We start from the raw sequence: 21,726 nt of genomic DNA, 5'->3' as shown, positions 1-21,726 counted from the left end.
AGCCATGACAGCCAACCAGCAGGATGCGGTGCTATGGAACCGCGAAGCGCTTCCACCCGGCCCAGAGCAAGATGCTGTTGTGCGGGGCATTACAGGGGTTCTGGCCGAAAAAGGCTTTGTTGTTGCCAATTTGGATAAGTTGGTAAACTGGGGGCGAACAGGCAGTTTGTGGCCTATGTCCTTTGGGCTTGCTTGCTGCGCGGTGGAAATGATCCACGCTTACATGCCGCGGTATGATCTGGATCGCATGGGCATCATCCCGCGTGGGTCTCCGCGTCAGTCTGATGTTATGATTGTGGCTGGCACGCTTACCAACAAAATGGCCCCTGTGCTGCGCCGATTGTACGAGCAGATGGCCGAACCACGCTGGGTTATCTCCATGGGCTCCTGCGCTAATGGAGGCGGCTATTATCACTATTCGTATTCTGTTGTGCGGGGGTGTGACCGCATCGTGCCTGTAGATGTGTATGTGCCGGGCTGCCCACCAACGGCAGAGGCTTTGATTTACGGCATTATGCTGCTTCAGAAAAAAATACGTCGGACGGGGACCATTCTTCGTGGCTGAACTTCCTGTAAATCCTCGGCAAGGTCGCCTTGAGGGGCGGCTGTCTGCCATGGCCTTTACCTTCATGGTAACCTTGCCTTCCGTATCCTATGCGGCAGTAGAAAAAGGTGAGTTGGTTGTTCGTATAGAACGCGATCACTTATTGCATTTTCTCGAATTGCTAAGGGATCATCCATCCTATCGCTTTGAACAGTTGATGGATTTGTGCGGGGTAGATTTTCCCGAACGACCGCGGCGGTTTGATGTTGTTTATAATTTGCTGTCTGTCACACATAACCACCGTATCCGGGTGATTGTGCAAACAGATGAAATTATGCCCGTACCTTCTGTGCACCATTTGTGGCCCTGTGCCACATGGTGGGAGCGTGAATGCTACGATCTGTTTGGAGTGGTCTTTTCCAATCAGCCCGATATGCGGCGTATCCTTACAGATAATGGGTTTGAAGGACATCCACTGCGTAAGGACTTCCCATTAACGGGTTATGAACAGGTCCGTTACGATGTGGAACGCAGGCAAGTTGTGAAAGAACCTGTTTCTTTAACACAGGATTTTCGTGATTTTGATTTCGTTTCCCCATGGGAAGGCATGCTGACTTTGCCGGGAGACGAAAAAGCGCATGAAGTCAGACAGGGCATGAAGAGGTCCGGCTGATGACTGAATTGAAAAATAGCTTTGTTGAAGCAGCAGATACTGTGCTGCATCAAGATGTTCCAGAAAGCCTTGTGCCCGAAAAAGTGGCGGAAGAAGAACCACGCAAAATTGTGGAAATTGATTCTCACGCACTCAACTTCGGGCCTCAGCATCCCTCCGCGCATGGTGTGTTGCGCTTGGTTTTGGAAATGGAAGGCGAGGTAGTGGCACGTGCCGTGCCCCATATCGGCCTTTTGCATCGTGGCACAGAAAAACTCATAGAATACAAAACCTATCAGAAAGCTTTGCCGTATTTTGATCGGCTGGATTACGTTTCTCCGATGTGTGAGGAGCAGGCTTTTGCTCTGGCTACGGAAAAACTTCTGGGTATTGATATTCCAGAACGCGCCAAGTGGCTGCGCGTTATGTTTGCGGAAATAACGCGCGTTCTAAATCATATTCTCAATCTTACAGCTATGGGTTTGGATTGCGGGGCTGTTACCCCGGCTTTGTGGGGATATGAAGAGCGCGAAAAACTTCTGGAGTTTTACGAGGCTGCATCTGGGGCACGGTTTCATGCCAATTATTTCCGTCCGGGGGGTGTCGCGCGTGATGTGCCTGCAGGGTTGGAAGATAAAATAGGCGCATGGGCCAAAGAGTTCCCAAAATGGATTGATGAACTCGAGGGGCTGCTCACTGAAAACCGTATTTGGAAACAACGCACAGTGGGTATTGGTGTTTTCACAACAGAGCAGGCGTTGGCTTGGGGTTTTAGTGGCCCATGTTTACGTGCTTCTGGTGTGCCGTGGGATCTGCGCCGTAATCAGCCCTATGATAATTACCACAAGGTTGAATTCAATGTGCCGGTTGCGCGGCAGGGTGATTGTTATGATCGCTATCTGGTGCGTGTTGCGGAAATGCGAGAAAGCGTCAAGATTATTGAGCAATGTCTGACCCAGATACGTCCTGGGGATGTAAAGGTGCAGGACCCCAAGTTCAGCCCGCCGCCTCGTGCAGAAATGAAGCGTTCTATGGAAGCGCTTATTCATCACTTCAAGTTGTTTAGCGAAGGGTATCACGTTCCCCCCGGCGCAACCTATACAGCGGTAGAAAGTCCTAAAGGAGAATTTGGGGTGTATTTGGTTGCCGATGGAAGTAACCGGCCGTATCGCTGCAAAATTCGTCCAACAGGATTTGCTCACCTTCAGGCCATCGATGAATTGTCCCGTCGCGGTATGTTGGCGGACATGGTGGCCATTATCGGATCGCTTGATCTTGTGTTCGGGGAGGTTGACCGATGAACACCACCTGGGCCCCGGCAAAACAGCCGGACAGCTTTGTTTTTGATGATGAATCTGAAGCAGAAATTGTAAATGTTCTTAAAAAATATCCAGAAGAACGCAAAGCCAGTGCGGTTATGCCTCTTTTGTATATTGCGCAGCGCCAGATGGGCCGCGTAACCGGTAGTGCATGGATACCGCTTGTGGCAATGGATGATATTGCCCACAGGTTAGAGATGGCACCAATACGCGTGTATGAGGTGGCGTCTTTTTACACCATGTTCAACACAAAGCCGATTGGCCGCTACCATCTTCAGGTCTGCACAACCACACCGTGCTGGCTACGTGGCTCGGATGCGGTAACAGAGGCTTGCCGTAAGGCAACAGGGATCCATCATTTTGGTGAAACCAGCGATGATGGTTTGTTTACCTTAACCGAAGTGGAATGCCTGGGTGCCTGTGCCAATGCACCTATTCTGCAAGTTGATGATGATTACTACGAGGATATGGATGGTTCACGCACAGAAGCATTAATTGCAGATTTGCGTGCAGGCCGTCACCCAGAAGCCGGTCCAGCTATCAACCGTATGTGCTCAGCACCGGAAGGCGGCAGAAAAACCCTTCTGGAAACGTCTGCATCATCCCCGGATCAGAAATAGGAGAAACGGCCATGCTTCAGGATAAAGACCGTATCTTCACTAATCTTTATGGTCAGGATGATTGGCGTTTGCCAGCAGCCCGGAAACGAGGTGATTGGGATAATACCGCAGCCATTATTGCAAAAGGACGGGATGCAGTCATTGCGGAAATGAAGGCATCTGGCTTGCGTGGCCGTGGAGGGGCTGGATTTCCCACCGGGTTGAAGTGGTCATTCATGCCCAAAAAATCTGATGGGCGGCCGCATTATCTCGTCATCAATGGGGATGAATCAGAACCCGGCACGTGTAAAGATCGGGAAGTTATGCGGCATGAGCCACACAAGTTGATAGAGAGCGCAATGATAGCCTCTTTCGCTATGAGTGCTCATGCTTCCTACATTTATATCCGTGGTGAGTTTTGCAGAGAAGCTGAGCGCCTTCAGGCAGCGATAGATGAAGCTTATGAGGCAGGTCTTCTCGGAAAAAATGCTGCGGGTAGCGGGTGGGATTTTGATTTCCGTATTCACCGTGGTGCTGGCGCATATATCTGCGGAGAAGAAACAGCTCTGCTGGAAAGCCTTGAAGGTAAAAAGGGTCAGCCCCGCATGAAGCCTCCATTCCCAGCAGGGGCGGGGTTATATGGTTGCCCGACAACAGTCAATAATGTGGAAAGCATAGCCGTTACATCTACCATTATGCGCCGTGGGGCAGCTTGGTTTTCTGGTTTGGGGCGGCCCAATAATGCAGGCACAAAACTTATGGCTATTTCTGGCCATGTGAATACGCCCTGTGTGTTTGAAGAAGAGCTGGGTGTTCCACTTAAAGAGATTATTGAAAAGCATGGTGGTGGCGTGCGTGGTGGGTGGGATAACCTGCTGGCCGTTATTCCCGGTGGTTGTTCTGTTCCTGTGCTGCCGAAATCCATTTGTGAAACTGTGTTGATGGATTACGATAGTTTGCGTGCAGAACGTTCTGGTTTGGGCACGGCATGTATGATCGTGATGGATAAATCCACAGATATTATTGAAGCCATCGCGCGTTTTTCAAAGTTCTTTAAGCATGAAAGTTGCGGCCAATGCACACCTTGCCGAGAAGGCACTGGATGGATGATGCGTATGATGAACCGCATGGTGCAGGGCAAAGCCGAAATAGAAGAAATTGATCTGCTAGAGCAAGTGACCAAGCAGGTGGAAGGCCACACTATTTGTGCGCTGGGTGATGCAGCCGCATGGCCTATTCAAGGGTTAATCCGGCATTTCCGGCCAGAAATGGAAGCACGTATCCGGCAGTACAAGGTTGCGCATGGCGGCACGGGCTTGGTGCAGGTGCCTGCGGGCGGTGTGCCAGTGGCGGCGGAGTAAGGATAATGGTGAAGGTCATTGTTGACGGTACACCGGTAGATGTGCCCGCAGGTTTTAGTGCTTTGCAGGCCTGCGAGGCAGCCGGAAAAGAAATACCGCGTTTTTGTTATCATGAACGGCTCTCTGTTGCCGGTAACTGCCGGATGTGTCTGGTAGAAGTGGCGCGTGCGCCTAAACCTGTTGCATCTTGCGGTTTTCCTATTTCTGAAGGAATGCAGATTTTTACAGATACAGAGGTTGTGCGCCGCGCACGCCGCGCTGTTATGGAATTTCTGCTAATTAACCATCCGCTGGATTGCCCTATTTGCGATCAGGGCGGAGAATGTGATCTACAAGATCAGGCTTATGGGTACGGATCTGGTATTTCGCGCTATCAGGAAGATAAGCGGGCCGTAACAGATAAAGACCTTGGGCCATTGGTTAAAACGGTTATGACGCGCTGCATCCAGTGCACGCGTTGTGTCCGCTTTAGTACAGAAGTAGCAGGCACGCCTGAACTGGGTATGGTCTCACGCGGTGAAAATGCTGAAATCACCACATATGTGCAAAAAGCGCTGACATCTGAACTTTCTGGGAATTTAATAGATGTTTGCCCGGTAGGGGCTCTTACAGCCAAGCCATCGGCTTTTCATGCGCGTTCGTGGGAATACAAAAAAACAGACAGCATTGATGTTATGGATGCACTGGGCACGAATATCCAAATTCAGGCCCGAGGCGGTGAAGTCATGCGCATTGTGCCGCGCGTAAATGATGAAGTAAACGAAGAATGGCTTTCTGATAAAGGACGTTTTTCAATTGATGGTCTCAAGCGTCGTCGGCTGGATCAGCCTTGGGTGCGTGTGCATGGCAAGTTACATCCCGCCACATGGCAGGAGGCATTTGTTTCTCTAGCTCGCAGGCTGGAGGGCGTGCCGGGTGAAAAAATCGGTGCCATTGCGGGTGACCTGTGCGATGTGGAAAGCCTTTGTGCCCTTAAGGATTTTTTGAATAATATTGGTTCATCAAACTTGGACTGTCGGCAGGATGGTGCATGGTATGATTTGAGCGCGCGCGCAAATTACCTGTTTAACAGCGATATTGCCGGAATAGATGAGGCAGATGCCCTGCTGCTGGTGGGGGTGGAACCACGACGAGAAGCTCCTGTTTTAAATGCTCGTATTCGTAAGCGGTATTTGGATGCAGGGCGAGGTGGCTTTCCTGTCGCCAGTATAGGTCAGTTTGTTTCTGATCCCACCTATCAGGTTGATATTCTGGCTGATGGCCCAGATGTTCTGGATAAGCTGGTGGCAGGAGAGCAGGCTTTTGCAGAAGTTTTGCAAAAAGCATCCCGCCCCATGATCATTCTTGGGCACGGTGCTTTAACCCGTCAGGATGCACCGGCTATTTATGCTGCTTGTAAACAATTAGCAGAAAAAACTGGTGTTATTGCAGATGGATGGAATGGTTTTAACGTTCTGCACACCGCAGCATCCCGTGTGGGAGCATTGGATATCGGGTTTGTGCCCGGCCCTCATGGATGTGCCACCGCCAGCATGTTGCGGGGTGGAGTAGAAGTTCTGTGGCTGATGGGGGCGGACGAGCTTCCTGTAGATCGTATCTCGCCAGAAACGTTTGTTGTGTATCAGGGGCATCATGGTGATGCAGCTGCTAAACGGGCAGATATTATTCTACCTGGGGCAGCTTATACGGAAAAATCTGGCACATACGTTAATACTGCGGGGCGTGTGCAACGTGCTTTTCGGGCTGTGTTCGCTCCGGGAGATGCGCGAGAAGATTGGCGTATTATCAGAGCTTTTTCAGAAGTGTGCGGGCATACTTTGCCATATAATACGGTGGAAGAACTGCGTGCACGCATGGCAGACGTAAACCCTGTGTTTGCACATGTTGGGCATATCACAAAACTGCCTGCACCTCAGCCAACAGCCGCACAACAGAATAAGGATGAGGACAGAAGCTTTATGTCCGCGCCTTTCAGGTCTGTGATCCCAGATTATTATCAGACCAACGCCATCAGCCGTGCCAGCCCGACTATGGCAGAATGTTCAAAAGTTTATAGCGTGCCTCGCGCGATAGCAGCGGAGTAAGGCCAATGGGACAGTTTTTTTATCACACCCTTGCTGGCCAGATTATTCTGATGTTGCTGGAAACACTGGCTGTTCTGGTGCCGCTATTGATTGCTGTTGCGTATCTTACGCTCATGGAACGCAAGGTAATGGCCGCCATGCAGCGCCGCCGCGGGCCGAATGTAAATGGTCCGTTTGGCCTGCTTCAGGCTTTTGCTGATGCCATCAAGATGATTGTAAAGGAAACGATTATTCCTGCAGGTGCAAACCGCGCTTTGTTCCTGTTTGCACCGTTTCTTACCTTTTCTTTGGCCATGGTGGCATGGGCTGTTATTCCCACAGGTAATGGTTTGGCTGTTGCCAATATCAATGTGGGTATTCTCTACCTTCTGGCTATTTCCTCATTGGGTGTTTACGGCATTCTTATTGCTGGCTGGGCGTCTAATTCCAAATACGCTTTTCTTGGTGGATTACGTTCTGCCGCGCAAATGGTTTCATACGAAGTTTCAATTGGCTTGGTAATTGTTTCCGTATTGCTGGCAGTGGGTAGCTTAAACCTGAACGATATTGTTCTGGCGCAACGGCATGTCTGGTTCTGCTTGCCAATGTTTCCAATGTTTATTGTCTTTTTTATATCGGCATTGGCAGAAACAAACCGCGCACCGTTTGATCTTCCCGAAGGGGAAAGCGAGTTGGTGGCAGGGTTTTTTGTTGAATATTCATCCCTCGCATTTGGTCTGTTCTTTCTGGGTGAATACGCAAATATGATCCTTATGTCCTCTATGGTCAGTATTCTGTTTTTAGGGGGGTGGCTGCCACCATTGGGTATTGCGCCCCTTACATGGGTGCCGGGGCCTTTATGGCTGATTTTTAAAATTCTTTTCTGTCTGTTCGTCTTTATCTGGGTGCGTGCCACGTTCCCACGGTATCGGTACGATCAGCTTATGCGGCTAGGCTGGAAAGTATTCCTGCCACTTTCTCTTCTGTGGATGATTGGAACGGCAGGTTTTCTTATGGCAACAGGTCTGCTGCCCCATATGGGAGGTGTGAACTGATGGGTGCTTTAGGTAACACGCTGCGCTCTTTTCTACTGAAGGAGCTGGTGGGGGGCATGTCATCCACTTTCCGTATGATGTTCCGCCCAAAGGTGACATTAAACTATCCTTATGAAAAAGGGCCACTGTCACCCAGATTTAGGGGAGAGCATGCATTGCGCCGTTATCCTAATGGGGAAGAACGCTGCATTGCCTGTAAACTTTGTGAAGCGACATGCCCGGCAGAGGCCATTACCATTGAGGCGGAAGAGCGTGATGATGGATCTCGTCGCACTACACGCTACGACATTGACATGACAAAGTGCATCTATTGCGGCCTGTGCGAAGAAGCCTGCCCGGTAGATGCCATTGTTGAAGGCCCAAACTACGAATTTGCCACCGAAACGCGCGAAGAGCTGATGTACGACAAAAACAAGCTTTTAGCGAATGGAGACAGGTGGGAAGCGCTGCTTGCGCGGCGTCTGGAATTAGATGCCCCGTATCGCTAAGCAGATGCAGGCCATGACATGGCGGGAGGTTGGCCAATGATGGCACAGCTTGTTTTCTACGTTTTTGCAACGGTGCTGCTGTTTTCGGCTGTAATGGTCATTAGCGCACGTAACCCGGTGCATTCCGTGCTTTTTCTTATCCTTGCATTTTTTAATGCAGCGGGTTTGTTCCTGGTGGCAGGGGCCGAGTTTTTGGCCATGCTGCTGGTTATTGTTTATGTGGGAGCAGTGGCTGTTCTGTTCCTGTTTGTTGTGATGATGCTGGATATAGATTTCAGCAGTCTGCGCGAAGGTTTTCAAAAACATGCCCCGTTAGGCGTGTGCGTAGGGGGTGTTTTGTTTGCTGAACTGCTTATGGCTTTCAGCAACTGGAAGATGGCGCCAGCCAATATTGTGGCTCCCCTTAATCCAGCCCCTCAGCTTACCAATACGGAAGCTTTGGGAACTGTGATTTACACACACTATGTTTTTCTATTTCAAGCATGTGGGCTTGTGCTGCTTGTTGCCATGATAGGCGCTATTGTTCTTACGCTGCGTGAACGTGCCACAGGCCGTCGCCAGAATATAGATAAGCAACACGCACGCACAGTTGAAGAAACGCTGGAGCTTGTACAACTGCCACTTGGCGAAAACGTGTTTGAAAGCGGTGGTTTCCTGCGGCCCAAAGGCTCCTATTACGAAACAGCGGTTCCCGGTTCCTATGGTTCCGGAAATCAGGCTGTGGCGGAAACAGAGGAGAACAGGCCATGACATCCGCAATCGCTCCCATAGGTATTGGGCCTTATCTTTTTGTTAGCGCGGCACTGTTGGTGTTGGGTGTGTTTGGTATTTTTCTAAACCGCAAGAATGTCATCATCCTGCTGATGTCCATGGAACTCATCCTGCTTTCGGCCAATCTCAATCTTGTTGCATTTTCTTCCGCACATGGAGATTTGTCCGGGCAGGTTATGGTTCTGTTTGTGCTTACAATTGCCGCAGCAGAAGCTGCCATCGGTCTGGCCATTGTCACGGTGTATTTCCGTAACCGTGGGTCTATCCAGGTCGAAGACGTGACGATGATGAAGGGATGATTGGCTATGCAGCCCGATCTTAACCTCTTTTCCGCCGCTGTTCTTACACCCCTTGTGGGGGCTACTGTGGCCGGGCTTGGTGGCCGCTTTATAGGCGATACGCTGGCCAAAGGCGTAACCCTTGTATGTATGGGCATTGCAACACTTTGCGCCATCGGGGCTTTATGGGGTGGTTGGCTGGCTGGTTTTGGCCATTCCACACTGCATCTGGCGCAATGGGTTCATGCCGGTGGGTTTGATGCAACATGGACGCTCAGGTTTGATGCGCTATCTGTCACCATGGTGGCGATGGTGCTTGCGGTTTCCTTGCTGGTGCATTGTTACAGCCTTGGCTACATGAGCCATGAAAGCATGCCCACATACAGGTTTTTTTCTTATCTTTCCCTCTTTACCTTTGCCATGCTCATGCTGGTTTCTTCCAATGATCTGATCCAGCTTTTTTTCGGATGGGAAGGGGTCGGGCTCGCCAGTTATCTGTTGATTGGTTACTGGTATGATCGCCCATCTGCAACAGCCGCAGCTATCAAGGCGTTTGTTGTTAACCGCGTGGCGGATCTGTTTTTTCTTGTCGGTATTGGGCTGATTTATGTGCTGTTCCACACCGTGCAGTATGATGCCATTTTTGCGCAGGTTCCGCAGCTTTTAAACACACCATACATGCTGTTTGGTATTTCCTTCCGTATGTTGGAGGTTATCTGCCTGTTGCTGTTTGTGGGGGCTATGGGTAAATCGGCTCAGCTGTTCCTGCACACATGGTTGCCAGATGCGATGGAAGGGCCAACGCCTGTATCTGCTCTCATCCATGCAGCTACAATGGTTACGGCCGGTGTGTTTCTTATGGCGCGTATGTCTCCGCTGTTGGAGTTTGCACCTGCAACACGCACATTTATTATTCTTATTGGTGCAACCACCTGCTTTTTTGCCGCAACGGTGGGTATGGTGCAGCCAGATATCAAACGCACCATTGCGTATTCCACCTGTTCGCAGCTTGGATATATGTTTGCCGCTGTAGGTGTGGGTGCGTATCAGGCTTCGGTTTTTCACCTGACAACACATGCCTTTTTTAAAGCGCTTCTATTTCTGGGGGCCGGTTCCGTTATCCATGCCATGCATGATGAACAGAACATGTTTAAAATGGGCGGCTTATGGAAAAAGCTGCCACTCACCTACACTGTGATGTGGATAGGCAGCCTAGCACTTGCTGGTGTGTTTCCATTTGCTGGCTATTGGTCCAAGGATGCCATTCTAAATGCGCTGTGGGCCTCTGGTTCCTCTGCCAGCATGTATGCGTGGAGCTTAGGAACAATCACCGCATTTCTTACAGCGTTTTATAGCTGGCGGCTTATTTTTCTGGTGTTTCATGGTCAAGCGGCAGATGCCCATGCGCGGGATGCGGCACATGAAAGCCCAGCGGTTATGAGCGTACCTTTGGTGCTGTTAGCTTTTGGTGCTGTTGTGGCGGGTATTCTGTTGGCCCCCTTTTACATTGGAGCGCATCAGTTCAGCTTCTGGGAAGGGGCTATTTTCAACGCGCCAGACAACACAATTATGGAAAATCTGGAGCGTGTACCGGGCCTTATTGCTATTCTGCCCTCTTTGGCAGGTTTGGCTGGTATTGCGTTGGCTGTGCTGTGTTATGTGCTCAATCCTGCTTTGCCAACTCATATGGCGCGGGCTTGTGGGCCACTTTACCGGTTTTTGCTGAACAAATGGTATTTTGATGAATTGTATGATGCCATTTTTGTGCGCCCTTATGCAGCAATCGCACGTGTCCTCTGGAAAGATGGGGAAGAAGGCGTGGTGGAAGCTGTGCCGCATGATGTGGTGCAGGCTGCTCGTACAAGCGCAGCCCAAGCTGTAAAGCTGCAAACCGGATCTATTGCCATTTACGCGTTTACGGTGCTGGCCGGCTTGGTTGTGCTGCTCACCGTGGCGCTATGTGGCTGAGGGAGACGCGAACATGATGCGTGAAACGGTTTTTCCCTTTTCTTTCTCCTCCCAGCTATGGGGTGTCGTGCAATGAGTATGACCAGCTTTAACTGGACAATAGCCGTGCCAGAAATTGTGCTTGCGCTGTCTGGTATTGTTATTCTGGTAGCCGGTGTGTTGCAGCGGAAAGGGGAGGGGTTTTTCTCTTCCGCCATGTTGAGCATTGCAGCGTTTGCTGTATGCGGATTTCTGGTGCTGCTTTCACCCACCGGGGAAGGGTATGCAGGTACCTTTGTGAATGATGGCTTTGCCCGTTTCATGAAGATGCTGATACTTGCTGGCGCGCTGACTGCTGTGGTGCTGACATTCAGTTACCGCACGCGGGATAAAATTACCCTACCGTTTGAAACCCCTGTGCTGATGCTGTTTTCAACATTGGGCGCGATGATCATGGCATCTTCCGCCAATTTGATGACACTGTTTGTAGGGTTGGAGCTCTCATCTCTGTCCATTTACATTTTGTGCGCGATGGAACGGGATAGCGTGCTTTCATCAGAGGCGGGGCTGAAATACTTTGTACTTGGGTCTTTGGCTTCTGGTTTGCTGCTCTATGGCATTTCGCTTGTGTATGGTTACGCAGGCACTATGGAATATACAGGGTTGATGGCGGCCATTCGGGCTTCCGGCGCTCTGCCAATGGGGCTGATTGTTGGTATTGTCTTTATTGTTACGGGGTTGTGCTTCAAGCTGTCTGCCGTGCCGTTTCATATGTGGACGCCAGATGTCTATCAGGGTGCACCCACTCCGGTAACAGCCTATATGGCAGGCGCTCCAAAGTTTGCGGCTTTTGCATTGTTCTTGCGCGTTATGGCCGGGCCTTTTGTTACGGTCGCTCCGCGTTGGCAGATGTTGATAGAAACCGTTTCTGTGCTGTCCATGGTGTACGGGGCTTTTGCCGCTATTCCCCAAGGTAATATCAAGCGCCTGATGGCATATTCCTCTATTGGCCATATGGGATACGCCATGATGGGGCTGGCGGCTGCATCTCTTGCAGGCATACAGGCCACGCTTATTTATCTGGCTGCTTATTTTGTTATGAATGCAGGTGTGTTTGCCTGCATTACGGCAATGCGCCGGAAAGGGCGTGAGGTTGTCAGCATTTCCGATCTGGCAGGCCTTGGGCGCACAGATCCGGCAATGGCTGCTGTTCTGGCACTGTTTATGTTCAGCATGGTTGGCGCGCCCCCTTTGGCTGGTTTTTTTGGTAAATTTCTGGTTTTTGCTGCGGCTTGGCAGTCTGGCCTTTACGTACTGGTTGTAATTGGCGCACTCTCCAGCATAGTTGGTGCGTATTATTATCTACGGATTGTGAAGGTGATGTATTTTGATAGCCCAGCAGAAGTGCTGGATCGTCCTGCCCCCAGCCTGCTGTTTGTTTCTGGCAGCATGGGTTTGGCAACAGCCTTGTTTGTTGCGGGCATGGGCCCTCTGATGGCATGGGCGCATCAGGCCGCACTTGCTTTGGGCGGATGAAAGATCAGCCTAGCCCGTGGCGGCTTGAATGCTTTGCAGAACTGGCCTCCACCTCTGATTTCTGTCTGGAACAGGCGCGACAAGGGGCAGATTCTGGCCTTGCGGTTTTAGCCTATAGGCAAACCCAAGGCCGAGGCAGCCGCGGTCGCCAATGGGTAGATGCTGGGCAAAGTCTTGCTTTATCCGTTTTGCTGGATGCGCAACAGGCAGGGCAGGATATGCTAGGGGGGTGGCCGTTTGCCGCCTCTTTGGCGTTTTATGATGGTTTGCTGCACGCCGTGCCTGCTGTGGCAGGGCATCTCATGATAAAATGGCCGAATGATCTGTTGTTGGATGGCCAGAAAGCAGGCGGTATCCTGATAGAGCGGGAAAGCGCGCGCCTTGTTATAGGTTTTGGGGCAAATCTCACACAGGCGCCATCTCAACAGCAAACGGGCCGTTTTACAGCTTGCCTTGGCCAGTATGGCGCAGTGCCACCGGCAAAAGATGTTGCCCAGTGTATCCTTTCTAGCTTGGCGGATTGGTGCGCTGTTTGGCGGCAAAATGGCTTTGGCGCATTGCGGCAGGCATGGCTTGATCGCGCACATCCTGTAGGGACGCCTCTTGTCGTTAGCAGCCGAACTACTTATGAACAGGGAAAATTTGCAGGTTTGGCTGAGGACGGCCGCCTATTGCTGGACACGGAAGCCGGTATGAAAACGATCACGACAGGAGATATCCTGCTGGAAGAAGGGGTATAAAAGGTGCTGCTTGTTATTGATGCAGGTAACACCAATGTCGTGTTTGCGGTGCATGATGGTGAAAGATGGCGTGGTGTGTGGCGCATTACCATGCAGGCCCAACGTACATCGGATGAATATGCGGTTTGGCTGAATGCGCTGTTGCGTACCCAAGGCATTGTAGCGGATGATATTGATGGTGCCGTTATTGGCACCGTTGTGCCCGCTGCGTTGTATCATTTACGTACTTTATGCAGGCAGTGGTTTGCTGTTGAGCCGCTTCTTGCATCTGCCCGGCTGGATTGGGGGTTTGCCATAAAGGTGGATAACCCGGATGAGGTTGGGGTGGATCGGCTGTTGAATGGTCTGGCTGCACACCATATGTATGGTGGACCACTTACGGTTATAGATTTTGGAACGGCCACAACGTTTGATGTTGTGGATAAGAATGGAAGCTACTGCGGCGGTGTTATTGCTCCTGGCATCAATTTGTCGGTTGAAGCGTTACATCAGGCAGCAGCGCGGTTGCCCCGCATAGGAATAGGGCGGCCAGTAGGGGATTCTGCCATTGGGCGCAACACGGTTACCGCCATGCGGTCTGGCGTGTTTTGGGGTTATGTTGGTTTGATTGAGGGGATTGTTGAGAGGATCAGAAAGGAGGTTGGCCCCATGAAGGTGCTGGCAACCGGTGGTCTGGCTCCACTCTTCTCAGAAGGTACGTCTATTTTTGAACATGTAGATTCAATGCTCACCCTAAATGGGTTGCGTTTGCTGGCGGGGCGAAACCCCTTGCCAAAACTGACAGTGGACCGAGATTATGTTGCAGAAGGGTAAAACACGGAAATGACAGAACAGAACGGCGATCTGGCCTTTCTGCCTTTGGGCGGAACGGGTGAGATTGGCATGAACCTCAACCTTTATCGGTTGGGAGACACGTGGCTGGCGATAGATTGCGGTATTGGTTTTAGTGGCAACGATACGCCAGAAGCCGAAATTCTGGTGCCAGATCCAAGCTTTATTGTAGAGCGTAAGGATAAGCTGGCTGGCTTGGTGATTACCCATGCGCATGAAGACCATATTGGCGCTGTGGCGCATGTGTGGCCCATGTTGCAGTGCCCAGTGTATCTTACACCGTTTGCTGCTGCTGTTTTGCGCCGCAAGCTGGCGGAAGCCCGCATTATGGATGTGCCCATTCATGTTATCCAGCCCGGTGCGCGGTTTGATGTGGGGCCGTTTGATATTGAATTTGTCCCGGTAACGCATTCTGTGCCAGAGGCGCAGTCCATGGTGCTGCGTACGCCCTCCGGTATTGTGGTGCATACGGGGGACTGGAAGTTTGATCCTGACCCGCTGGTAGGCCCCGCAACTGATCTGGATAGGCTGGCAGAAATTGGCCGTGAAGGTGTTCTGGCGCTGGTGTGTGATAGCACCAATGTAATGAAGCCGGGGCCTTCCCGCTCAGAATCCGAAGTACGCCGGAGCATGACGGAACTGGTGGCAAGCCTTAAAGGGCGTATTGCCGTTACGTGCTTTGCTTCTAATGTGGCGCGTGTTGAAACCATTGCCATGGCGGCGCAGGCTGCTGGGCGTACAGTGGTTTTGGTTGGGCGTTCCTTGCGCAATCTGGATACAGCTGCGCGGGATTGCGGCTATCTGTCTGGCGTTCTGCCGTTCCTGACAGAACAGGATGTGAATGATGTGCCAGATGATCAGATTCTGCTGATCATTACAGGTAGCCAAGGTGAGCCACGTTCTGCTCTTTCTCGTATTGCCATGGATACCCACCCCAATATTGCTTTGGGCGAAGGGGATACGGTTATTTATTCCAGCCGTATGATTCCGGGTAACGAGCGTGCGATTATGGCGGTACAGGATAACCTTTCACGCCGTGGCGTGCGGGTGATTACAGACCGTGAGCATTTTGTGCACGTATCTGGCCATGCAACGGGCGGCGATGTGCAAAAAATGTACGAACTGCTCAAGCCGCAACATGTTGTGCCAGTTCATGGTGAATGGCGCCATCTGACCGCGCAGGCTGCATTGGCGCAGGAAATGGGTATTGCTCCTGTTCTGCTGGAAGATGGTGATATTCTGCGGCTTTCTCCGGGTAAGCTGGAAGTGGTGGATACAGCCCCTACAGGCCGTTTGGCGCTGGATGGTAACCGTCTGCTACCCATGAACGGAGGGGTGCTGGCTGCTCGCCGCAAGATGCTGTTCAACGGCATGGTCATCGGCAGCTTTGCAGTGGATGAAGAAGGCTTTGTGATTGGTGAGCCCAAGGTGAGCGCACCGGGCCTGCTTGATCCAGATGATCTGGAAAGCGTGCGTGTGCGTGAAGAGTTCGCCAACGCGCTGGATATTATTCCGGATGAACTGCGCGGGGATGATGTTTCCTTCCGTGAGGCCGCTAAAACGGCCCTGCGGCGCGCATTGGGGCGCAAGTTGCAAAAACGTCCGCTGGTGGATGTACACGTGCTGCGTGTCTGATACCCGGCAGAAGGTGGGGTAGAGAAAATGCCGGAGTATCAGGCTTTTCTTTATCCCCTCGCTGTTTTACAGCAGATATGAATTGGTTACACCAAAGCGGCTTTCGTTCAGGAAAAGTCGCTTTTTTTACAAGGCTGAATGCACCATGCGTCTTTCGCGCAGCTTTCTTCCCACTCTTAAAGAAAATCCGGCAGAAGCCCAGATTGTCTCGCATCGGCTTATGCTGCGGGCAGGGCTTATCCGCCAGACGGCATCTGGCATTTATGCGTGGCTGCCAGCAGGGCTGAAAGTGTTGCGCAATATCAGCCAGATCGTGCGGGAAGAGCAGGATCGGGTAGGAGCGCAGGAAGTGCTGATGCCAACCTTACAATCAGCCGATTTGTGGAAACGTTCTGGCCGGTATGATGCCTATGGCCCGGAAATGCTGCGTATTCAGGATCGCCACAAGCGTGAACTGCTTTACGGGCCGACCAATGAGGAAATGATTACGGATCTGTTTGGCCAGACTGTAAAGTCCTATAAGGATCTGCCGCAGGTTCTGTATCATATCCAGTGGAAATTTCGTGATGAAATGCGCCCCCGTTTTGGGGTGATGCGTGGCCGTGAGTTTTTGATGAAAGATGCTTACAGCTTTGATCTGGACTACGAATCAGCCGTTGCAACCTACCGCCGTATGTTGCTGGCTTACTTGCGCACGTTCCAGCGTTTGGGGGTGCGGGCTGTGCCAATGCGGGCCGATACCGGGCCGATTGGTGGGGAACTGAGCCATGAGTTCCTTATTCTGGCCCCCACGGGGGAAAGTGGTGTGTTTTACGATGCCGCGCTGGAAGAGCAGGATTGGCTGGATGAGCCAGTGGATACCAACAGCCCCATCGCGCTGGAAGCCTTCTTCAACCGTGTGACAACGCCTTACGCGGCAACGGATGAAATGCACGATGAGGCCGGATGGCAGGCTGTGCCAGCAGAACGCCAGCGCGAAGGCCGCGGCGTAGAAGTTGGGCATATCTTCTATTTTGGCGATAAATACACGCGCTCTATGGACGTAAGCGTGAGTGGCCCAGATGGAAACCAGCTTTACCCAGAAATGGGGTCTTACGGCATTGGGGTTTCCCGCCTTGCCGGTGCCATTATTGAAGCCTGCCATGATGATAACGGCATTATCTGGCCGGATGCAGTTGCTCCTTTCCGTGCCGTTATTCTGAACCTGAAAAACGGTGATGAACTTTGTGATGCCATTTGTGAGCGCATCTACAGCACGAATGAAGAAGCCTTTCTGTATGATGATCGTGCAGAACGTGCTGGTGTAAAGTTTGCAGATGCAGACCTTATGGGCCATCCGTGGCAGATTGTTGTTGGCCCGCGTGGCGCTAAGGAAGGCAAAGTAGAACTCAAGCGCCGTGCTACTGGTGAACGCCATGAAGTGAGCGTGGATGACGCGCTGGCTCTGGTTCTGGCAGGCTGATCAGCATGTTCGGACCCTTTGAGCGGGCGGTGGCAGGCCGTTACCTCCGTGCGCGGCGAGGGGAACGGTTTGTATCAGTTATTGCCATTTTCTCGTTGGTTGGCATTGCCCTTGGTGTGGCAACGCTGATTATTGTTATGGCCGTAATGAACGGTTTTCAGGCCGACCTTATGGGGCGTATTCTGGGCTTGAATGGGGATCTGACCATTTACGGGCAGGGCCGCACAATCTCCCAGTATGAAGATGTCACGCATAAGGTTCGGTCTGTCCCGGGTGTGGTAAGCGCTATACCTTTGGTGGAAGGGCAGGTACTGCTGAGTGCCGGTGCCTATAATTCTGGCGGCATGGTGCATGGTCTGACACCACAGGGATTGCGAGATCTCAAAGCCGTGAGTTCTTCCATTATTGCGGGTTCTCTGGACGATTTTGGCCCGGATGATTCCATCGTGGTGGGCGTTACAATGGCGGAACGGGCAGGGCTGGGCATTGGCTCAGGCCTTACCCTTGTTTCACCAGATGGCGCTGCCACAGCATTTGGCACGGTGCCGAGAGTGCGCAGGTACCGCGTGGTGGCAATTTTTGATGCCGGGGTGAACGACTATAACTCCAGCGTTGTGTTTCTGCCCATGCATGCGGCGCAAATTTACTTTCAAATGCCTAACAAGGCTACGCAAATTCAGGTCATGACCAAGGATGCAGAGCATGTTCGCCCTGTTACCCTTGCTATTGAAAATGCGGTGGGAGATCCAGGCTTGCGCGTGCTGGATTGGACAAACGCCAACAATGCTCTGTTTGGAGCCGTGCAGGTGGAACAGAATGTGATGTTCCTCATCCTCACGCTTATTATCCTTGTGGCGGCCTTTAATGTTATTTCCTCCCTCATCATGATGGTGAAGGATAAAACAGCCGATATTGCCGTGCTGCGTACCATAGGGGCCAGCCGTGGCGCCATTATGCGCATTTTTTTAATGTGCGGCGCTTTTGTGGGGGTAACGGGTACTGTGGCAGGCACCGCACTTGGCGTTGTGTTCTGCATGAATATTGAACGTATCCGCCAGCTTCTGCAAAAACTCACCGGCACGAACTTGTTCAACCCGGAAGTTTATTATCTGGAGCACCTGCCAGCAAAGCTGGTGTGGGGGCAGGTGGTAGAAGTTATTGTTATGGCGCTGGGGCTTTCCCTGCTGGCAACGCTTTATCCTTCTTGGCGCGCAGCCAAAACAGACCCGGTGGAGGCTTTGCGGCATGAATAATCAGCCAGTTTTAAGCCTGCAACACGTTCGCAAAGCTTACCAAAGTGGGGATGAGGGTATTCTGCCAGTTTTGCAGGATATCAATTTTTCTTTGCATGCCGGTGAAATTGTTGGACTGGTTGCGCCATCAGGCACGGGTAAATCCACCCTGTTGCATCTAGCTGGTTTGTTAGATACGCCAGATGCTGGCGAAATTGTTATTGCGGGCCAGATTACCACCGGCATGGCAGATGCCGGACGCACGGCTATGCGCCGAGACCGGATTGGTTTTGTCTATCAGTTCCATCATCTTCTGGGTGAGTTTACTGCTAAGGAAAATGTGGTTCTGCCGCAGATGATTGCTGGTGTAAGCAAGGCACAGGCACGCCATAAAGCGGAAGAGCTTTTAAGCATGTTTGGCTTGGCGCATCGTGTAAATCATCTACCGGGCAAACTTTCTGGTGGGGAACAGCAGCGCGTTGCTATTGCACGCGCTTTGGCAAATGACCCCGCACTTTTGTTGGCGGATGAACCTACCGGCAATCTGGATGTGCATACGGCAGACAGCGTATTTTCTCAGTTGCTTGATGTTGTGCGCCAGAAGGGCCTAGCGGTTTTGGTAGCAACCCATAATCGTGAATTGCTCCCACGTATGGATAGGGTTGTAACCATGCAGGAAGGCAGGCTGATCCCTGCCGATTTTAACGGCGATCCATTGCCTGCCTCTGCTGGCTGATTTTAAGACTTTAGAGCAGTTTCTACAGCATGCCTGACACGCCCGGATGTGGGTGGGGTCAGGCAACTAAACCATGCAACCGGCATGCCTTGGCTGTTTGTGAGATACTTAAAAAAGTTCCACCGTGGTCGTGCCAGAAAACCAAGCTCACTATCAAGCCATTTAAAGAGCGGAATAGCATCTGGCCCTTTTACAGGGCTACGTGCCGCCATAGGGAAGGTAACCCCATAGTTGATTTGGCAGAAGGAAGAAATCTCTTCCGAAGTGCCGGGCTCCTGCTGGCCAAAATCATTGCTCGGCACGCCAATAACAACCAAACCAGCTTTTTGGAACTGTGTCCATAAAGCCTGCAAACCCTCGTATTGTGGAGTAAATCCGCATTTAGATGCGGTGTTTACCACCAAAACAGGCTGCCCCCGATAAGCGCTTAGATCAAGGGTGCTTCCATTTAGGGCGGGAAGTTTAAAATCATATATACAGGTCAATTTCGTGCCCTTTTGCTGCTATGGTGCAGGAAAGGCTTTATCTGTAGCGCAGGAAGGAAAAGGGAGCGAGATTTTGGTGCATTTATTTGCGGTATAATGCGCATATGAAGAAGTGGAAGCCTGGCGCCCGTTTTCGGGTTCTTGTTTTTCAGGCTTCCACTATGTCTTCTGCGCGGCAAGATCAGTTCTGATTTTTGTTGTTCATTATATTGAACTTGATCCCGTATTTGGAATAATGAAGAGATCGGACCTCTCTGTCAACAAGGAAAATAAGAAAAAGTATGTCCAAATCACAGGACACGGTTCCCGCATTGCGGCGGGCCGTTCGTATTCTTGATATGGTGAAGGCTTCTATCAGGCCGCCCTTGGCCGCAGATGTGGCGCGCCAGCTAGATTTGCCACGTAGCACAGTGCATGGCCTGCTGGCTGTTATGGTGGAGCTAGGGCTACTGGAGAAAAACGCATCTCAGGGCTACAGGCTGGGAACACGCCTGCTGGACTGGGCTGGAGATGTAACGGAAAAGCGGGATCTGGTAACGGAATTCTACCACGTATTGGAGAATCGTGCCGATCTGGATGCGTTTACAGTCACGCTGACCATGCTGGAAGGGGCGGAGGTTGTGTATGTGGCCTGCCGCAATAGCGCTACAGTGCTGGGGGCATCTTTTAGGGTAGGTATGCGCTTGCCTGCCATATTTACGGCCACAGGTAATGCCATGCTGGCCGGTATGGATGATACCTCTTTCAGAGAATGGCTGGCCCTTAATCCTGTTTCCACGTGGTCAGAACCACTTACACCTAATGGCATTTGCTCTGTAACGACATTAGTGCGTGAAATCGCAGAAATTCGTGACAGAGGATACGCCGTGGATGATGAGCAGGTGCATGAAGGGCTGTGGTGCTTTGCCGCATCTGTCAGAGATCATTCCGGGCAAGCTGTAGCCGGTATTGGCATCAGTCTGCCTCAAACAGAATTGAGCCGTTTCACGGTTGCACAATTGGGCAATATGGCTGCGGGGTTGGCGCAGGCTGTTTCTATCCGTCTGGGTTATCGTGGGGAACGGCAGGATTTTTCCTGATGATTCCATAAGGTACTTTCTAATGTCTTTTTTGCATCTGTTATTTAAGCGCCGTGTTGCCAAAGCCAGTGCTTTAGGTTTGTTGCTTGTGGGTGGAGGGATAGCAGCAACACCATTTGCTGGTGCGGTTTCTACACCGCAAACAGTGGTGCGCTATTTTGTGTATGCGCACGGCCTGCATGTTATGACCATTAACAGTGCTTATCGTCTGAGCAGTAACCAGTACAGTGTAGCTGCCCAAAGCAAGACGGGTGGGTTGCTCCAGCTTTTCATGAAAACCAATATCAACATCCGCGCGCAGGGGCATTTTTACAATAGTGGCATGCCTGAACCAGAAAGCTATGAGAGTGCTGGCTGGTCTCGCGGTAAAAATCGGCATCTTTCCATTGCCTATAAGCAGGATATGCCAGATGTGCAGGCAATGGAGCCTGTAGAAACCGATCGCGAACAGATTTTGCCAGATGAGCGCAAAGGTGCAGTGGATAATGTTGCCATTCTTATGGCGCTTTTGCACAAGGTGCAGGAAGGGCAAGGCTGCGGTAACGGCGCGGTTAAGGTGTTTGATGGTGTGCGCTTAAGCACGTTGCAGGTGCAAACAGAGGGCGTTCAGCCTTTGCCAGATGGCGCATCAAAAGATTGGGGAGAAGATGGTTTACGCTGTAGTTTTGTAGCACAGCAGATCAAGGGCTTTAAACTCTCTAGTGCAGACCGCAAAGCCAGAAAGCCTCAGCAGGGGCGCGTCTGGTTTGAGAACATTCCCCAGATTGGTATGGTGGCTACAAGAGTAGAGGTGGATAGCCCAAAAATGGGGCACATTATGGTGGAACTGGAAGGGAAACCTCAGCAACAGCCATAAATGGCAAGAAGCCCGAATAAAAAGCCCCTATCCGTGCAGATAGGGGCTTTTTTGTAT

At 51.4% G+C, this 21,726-nt stretch carries 21 protein-coding genes; 20 read left to right on the top strand and 1 reads right to left on the bottom strand.

Annotated features, from left to right (window positions below):
- The first annotated feature begins 4 nt into the window (after positions 1–4).
- The 18 genes from WG31_RS08490 (at position 5) to WG31_RS08405 (ending at position 19,249) form a co-directional block, all read left to right on the top strand.
- Positions 5–565, top strand: coding sequence for a NuoB/complex I 20 kDa subunit family protein (locus tag WG31_RS08490; protein WP_006116559.1), 561 nt, complete (start codon positions 5–7; stop codon positions 563–565).
- Positions 558–1,217, top strand: coding sequence for an NADH-quinone oxidoreductase subunit C (locus WG31_RS08485; protein ID WP_063354253.1), 660 nt, complete (start codon positions 558–560; stop codon positions 1,215–1,217). The genes WG31_RS08490 and WG31_RS08485 overlap by 8 nt, the downstream gene beginning before the upstream one ends.
- Positions 1,217–2,497 carry an NADH-quinone oxidoreductase subunit D gene (locus tag WG31_RS08480; protein WP_063354252.1) on the top strand — a complete coding sequence of 427 codons (1,281 nt, stop codon included), beginning with the start codon at positions 1,217–1,219 and terminating at the stop codon, positions 2,495–2,497. Before WG31_RS08485 ends, WG31_RS08480 begins: the two co-directional genes overlap by 1 nt.
- The gene (locus WG31_RS08475; protein WP_063354251.1) at positions 2,494–3,135 is read left to right on the top strand and encodes a complex I 24 kDa subunit family protein; all 642 of its coding nucleotides are present in this window, start codon (positions 2,494–2,496) and stop codon (positions 3,133–3,135) included. Before WG31_RS08480 ends, WG31_RS08475 begins: the two co-directional genes overlap by 4 nt.
- Positions 3,136–3,146: 11 nt before the next feature.
- Complete coding sequence (nuoF, locus tag WG31_RS08470) at positions 3,147–4,475, top strand: NADH-quinone oxidoreductase subunit NuoF (RefSeq protein ID WP_063354250.1); 1,329 nt, start codon at positions 3,147–3,149, stop codon at positions 4,473–4,475.
- Between the two features lie 5 nt (positions 4,476–4,480).
- Positions 4,481–6,559 carry an NADH-quinone oxidoreductase subunit NuoG gene (gene nuoG / locus WG31_RS08465; RefSeq protein ID WP_063354249.1) on the top strand — a complete coding sequence of 693 codons (2,079 nt, stop codon included), beginning with the start codon at positions 4,481–4,483 and terminating at the stop codon, positions 6,557–6,559.
- A gap of 5 nt (positions 6,560–6,564) precedes the next feature.
- Entirely contained in the window at positions 6,565–7,593 is a 1,029-nt protein-coding gene (gene nuoH, locus WG31_RS08460; protein WP_006116565.1) for an NADH-quinone oxidoreductase subunit NuoH, read from the top strand.
- Positions 7,593–8,081, top strand: a complete 489-nt coding sequence (gene nuoI / locus WG31_RS08455) for an NADH-quinone oxidoreductase subunit NuoI (RefSeq protein ID WP_006116566.1) — start codon at positions 7,593–7,595, stop codon at positions 8,079–8,081. The genes nuoH and nuoI overlap by 1 nt, the downstream gene beginning before the upstream one ends.
- A gap of 18 nt (positions 8,082–8,099) precedes the next feature.
- Positions 8,100–8,831, top strand: coding sequence for an NADH-quinone oxidoreductase subunit J (locus tag WG31_RS08450; protein WP_006116567.1), 732 nt, complete (start codon positions 8,100–8,102; stop codon positions 8,829–8,831).
- Complete coding sequence (gene nuoK / locus WG31_RS08445; protein WP_006116568.1) at positions 8,828–9,151, top strand: NADH-quinone oxidoreductase subunit NuoK; 324 nt, start codon at positions 8,828–8,830, stop codon at positions 9,149–9,151. Before WG31_RS08450 ends, nuoK begins: the two co-directional genes overlap by 4 nt.
- 6 nt (positions 9,152–9,157) lie before the next feature.
- Positions 9,158–11,098: an NADH-quinone oxidoreductase subunit L gene (gene nuoL, locus WG31_RS08440; protein ID WP_063354248.1), complete on the top strand. Its 1,941-nt coding sequence runs from the start codon at positions 9,158–9,160 to the stop codon at positions 11,096–11,098.
- 72 nt (positions 11,099–11,170) lie between these two features.
- Positions 11,171–12,613, top strand: a complete 1,443-nt coding sequence (nuoN, locus tag WG31_RS08435; RefSeq protein ID WP_063354247.1) for an NADH-quinone oxidoreductase subunit NuoN — start codon at positions 11,171–11,173, stop codon at positions 12,611–12,613.
- Positions 12,610–13,353, top strand: coding sequence for a biotin--[acetyl-CoA-carboxylase] ligase (locus tag WG31_RS08430; RefSeq protein ID WP_063354246.1), 744 nt, complete (start codon positions 12,610–12,612; stop codon positions 13,351–13,353). The genes nuoN and WG31_RS08430 overlap by 4 nt, the downstream gene beginning before the upstream one ends.
- Positions 13,354–13,356: 3 nt before the next feature.
- Positions 13,357–14,166 (top strand): type III pantothenate kinase, encoded by an 810-nt coding sequence (locus tag WG31_RS08425; protein WP_063354245.1) that lies wholly within the window; start codon positions 13,357–13,359, stop codon positions 14,164–14,166.
- Positions 14,167–14,175: 9 nt separating this feature from the next.
- A complete protein-coding gene (locus tag WG31_RS08420) occupies positions 14,176–15,819 on the top strand; it encodes a ribonuclease J (protein WP_006116572.1) in 1,644 nt (547 codons plus the stop codon).
- Positions 15,820–15,964: 145 nt separating this feature from the next.
- Positions 15,965–17,281 (top strand): proline--tRNA ligase, encoded by a 1,317-nt coding sequence (proS, locus tag WG31_RS08415; protein ID WP_035352661.1) that lies wholly within the window; start codon positions 15,965–15,967, stop codon positions 17,279–17,281.
- Positions 17,282–17,286: 5 nt separating this feature from the next.
- Positions 17,287–18,534, top strand: a complete 1,248-nt coding sequence (locus tag WG31_RS08410) for a lipoprotein-releasing ABC transporter permease subunit (RefSeq protein ID WP_063354244.1) — start codon at positions 17,287–17,289, stop codon at positions 18,532–18,534.
- The gene (locus WG31_RS08405; protein ID WP_063354243.1) at positions 18,527–19,249 is read left to right on the top strand and encodes an ABC transporter ATP-binding protein; all 723 of its coding nucleotides are present in this window, start codon (positions 18,527–18,529) and stop codon (positions 19,247–19,249) included. Before WG31_RS08410 ends, WG31_RS08405 begins: the two co-directional genes overlap by 8 nt.
- Before the next feature lie 2 nt (positions 19,250–19,251).
- Here WG31_RS08405 and WG31_RS08400 read toward each other — a convergent pair whose 3' ends face one another.
- Positions 19,252–19,734 (bottom strand): glutathione peroxidase, encoded by a 483-nt coding sequence (locus tag WG31_RS08400; protein WP_063354242.1) that lies wholly within the window; start codon positions 19,732–19,734, stop codon positions 19,252–19,254.
- A 281-nt stretch (positions 19,735–20,015) separates the two neighbouring features.
- On the opposite strand from WG31_RS08400, the gene WG31_RS08395 reads away from it, so the two are divergent.
- Entirely contained in the window at positions 20,016–20,813 is a 798-nt protein-coding gene (locus WG31_RS08395; RefSeq protein ID WP_006116576.1) for an IclR family transcriptional regulator, read from the top strand.
- Positions 20,814–20,835: 22 nt separating this feature from the next.
- The gene (locus WG31_RS08390; RefSeq protein ID WP_063354241.1) at positions 20,836–21,669 is read left to right on the top strand and encodes a DUF3108 domain-containing protein; all 834 of its coding nucleotides are present in this window, start codon (positions 20,836–20,838) and stop codon (positions 21,667–21,669) included.
- Positions 21,670–21,726: the final 57 nt, after the last annotated feature.

The sequence above is a fragment of the Acetobacter oryzifermentans genome (genome assembly GCF_001628715.1).
Lineage (GTDB): Bacteria > Pseudomonadota > Alphaproteobacteria > Acetobacterales > Acetobacteraceae > Acetobacter > Acetobacter oryzifermentans.
This window is presented reverse-complemented; position numbering and strand designations above follow the sequence as displayed.

What these genes read in the sequence shown, in the direction of transcription:
- WG31_RS08490 (WP_006116559.1), top strand. Translation starts at nt 5, where the DNA reads ATGACAGCCAACCAGCAGGATGCGGTGCTATGGAACCGCGAAGCGCTT.
- WG31_RS08480 (WP_063354252.1), top strand. Translation starts at nt 1,217, where the DNA reads ATGACTGAATTGAAAAATAGCTTTGTTGAAGCAGCAGATACTGTGCTG.
- WG31_RS08475 (WP_063354251.1), top strand. Translation starts at nt 2,494, where the DNA reads ATGAACACCACCTGGGCCCCGGCAAAACAGCCGGACAGCTTTGTTTTT.
- nuoF (WP_063354250.1), top strand. Translation starts at nt 3,147, where the DNA reads ATGCTTCAGGATAAAGACCGTATCTTCACTAATCTTTATGGTCAGGAT.
- nuoG (WP_063354249.1), top strand. Translation starts at nt 4,481, where the DNA reads ATGGTGAAGGTCATTGTTGACGGTACACCGGTAGATGTGCCCGCAGGT.
- nuoH (WP_006116565.1), top strand. Translation starts at nt 6,565, where the DNA reads ATGGGACAGTTTTTTTATCACACCCTTGCTGGCCAGATTATTCTGATG.
- nuoI (WP_006116566.1), top strand. Translation starts at nt 7,593, where the DNA reads ATGGGTGCTTTAGGTAACACGCTGCGCTCTTTTCTACTGAAGGAGCTG.
- WG31_RS08450 (WP_006116567.1), top strand. Translation starts at nt 8,100, where the DNA reads ATGGCGGGAGGTTGGCCAATGATGGCACAGCTTGTTTTCTACGTTTTT.
- nuoK (WP_006116568.1), top strand. Translation starts at nt 8,828, where the DNA reads ATGACATCCGCAATCGCTCCCATAGGTATTGGGCCTTATCTTTTTGTT.
- nuoL (WP_063354248.1), top strand. Translation starts at nt 9,158, where the DNA reads ATGCAGCCCGATCTTAACCTCTTTTCCGCCGCTGTTCTTACACCCCTT.
- nuoN (WP_063354247.1), top strand. Translation starts at nt 11,171, where the DNA reads ATGAGTATGACCAGCTTTAACTGGACAATAGCCGTGCCAGAAATTGTG.
- WG31_RS08430 (WP_063354246.1), top strand. Translation starts at nt 12,610, where the DNA reads ATGAAAGATCAGCCTAGCCCGTGGCGGCTTGAATGCTTTGCAGAACTG.
- WG31_RS08420 (WP_006116572.1), top strand. Translation starts at nt 14,176, where the DNA reads ATGACAGAACAGAACGGCGATCTGGCCTTTCTGCCTTTGGGCGGAACG.
- proS (WP_035352661.1), top strand. Translation starts at nt 15,965, where the DNA reads ATGCGTCTTTCGCGCAGCTTTCTTCCCACTCTTAAAGAAAATCCGGCA.
- WG31_RS08410 (WP_063354244.1), top strand. Translation starts at nt 17,287, where the DNA reads ATGTTCGGACCCTTTGAGCGGGCGGTGGCAGGCCGTTACCTCCGTGCG.
- WG31_RS08405 (WP_063354243.1), top strand. Translation starts at nt 18,527, where the DNA reads ATGAATAATCAGCCAGTTTTAAGCCTGCAACACGTTCGCAAAGCTTAC.
- WG31_RS08395 (WP_006116576.1), top strand. Translation starts at nt 20,016, where the DNA reads ATGTCCAAATCACAGGACACGGTTCCCGCATTGCGGCGGGCCGTTCGT.
- WG31_RS08390 (WP_063354241.1), top strand. Translation starts at nt 20,836, where the DNA reads ATGTCTTTTTTGCATCTGTTATTTAAGCGCCGTGTTGCCAAAGCCAGT.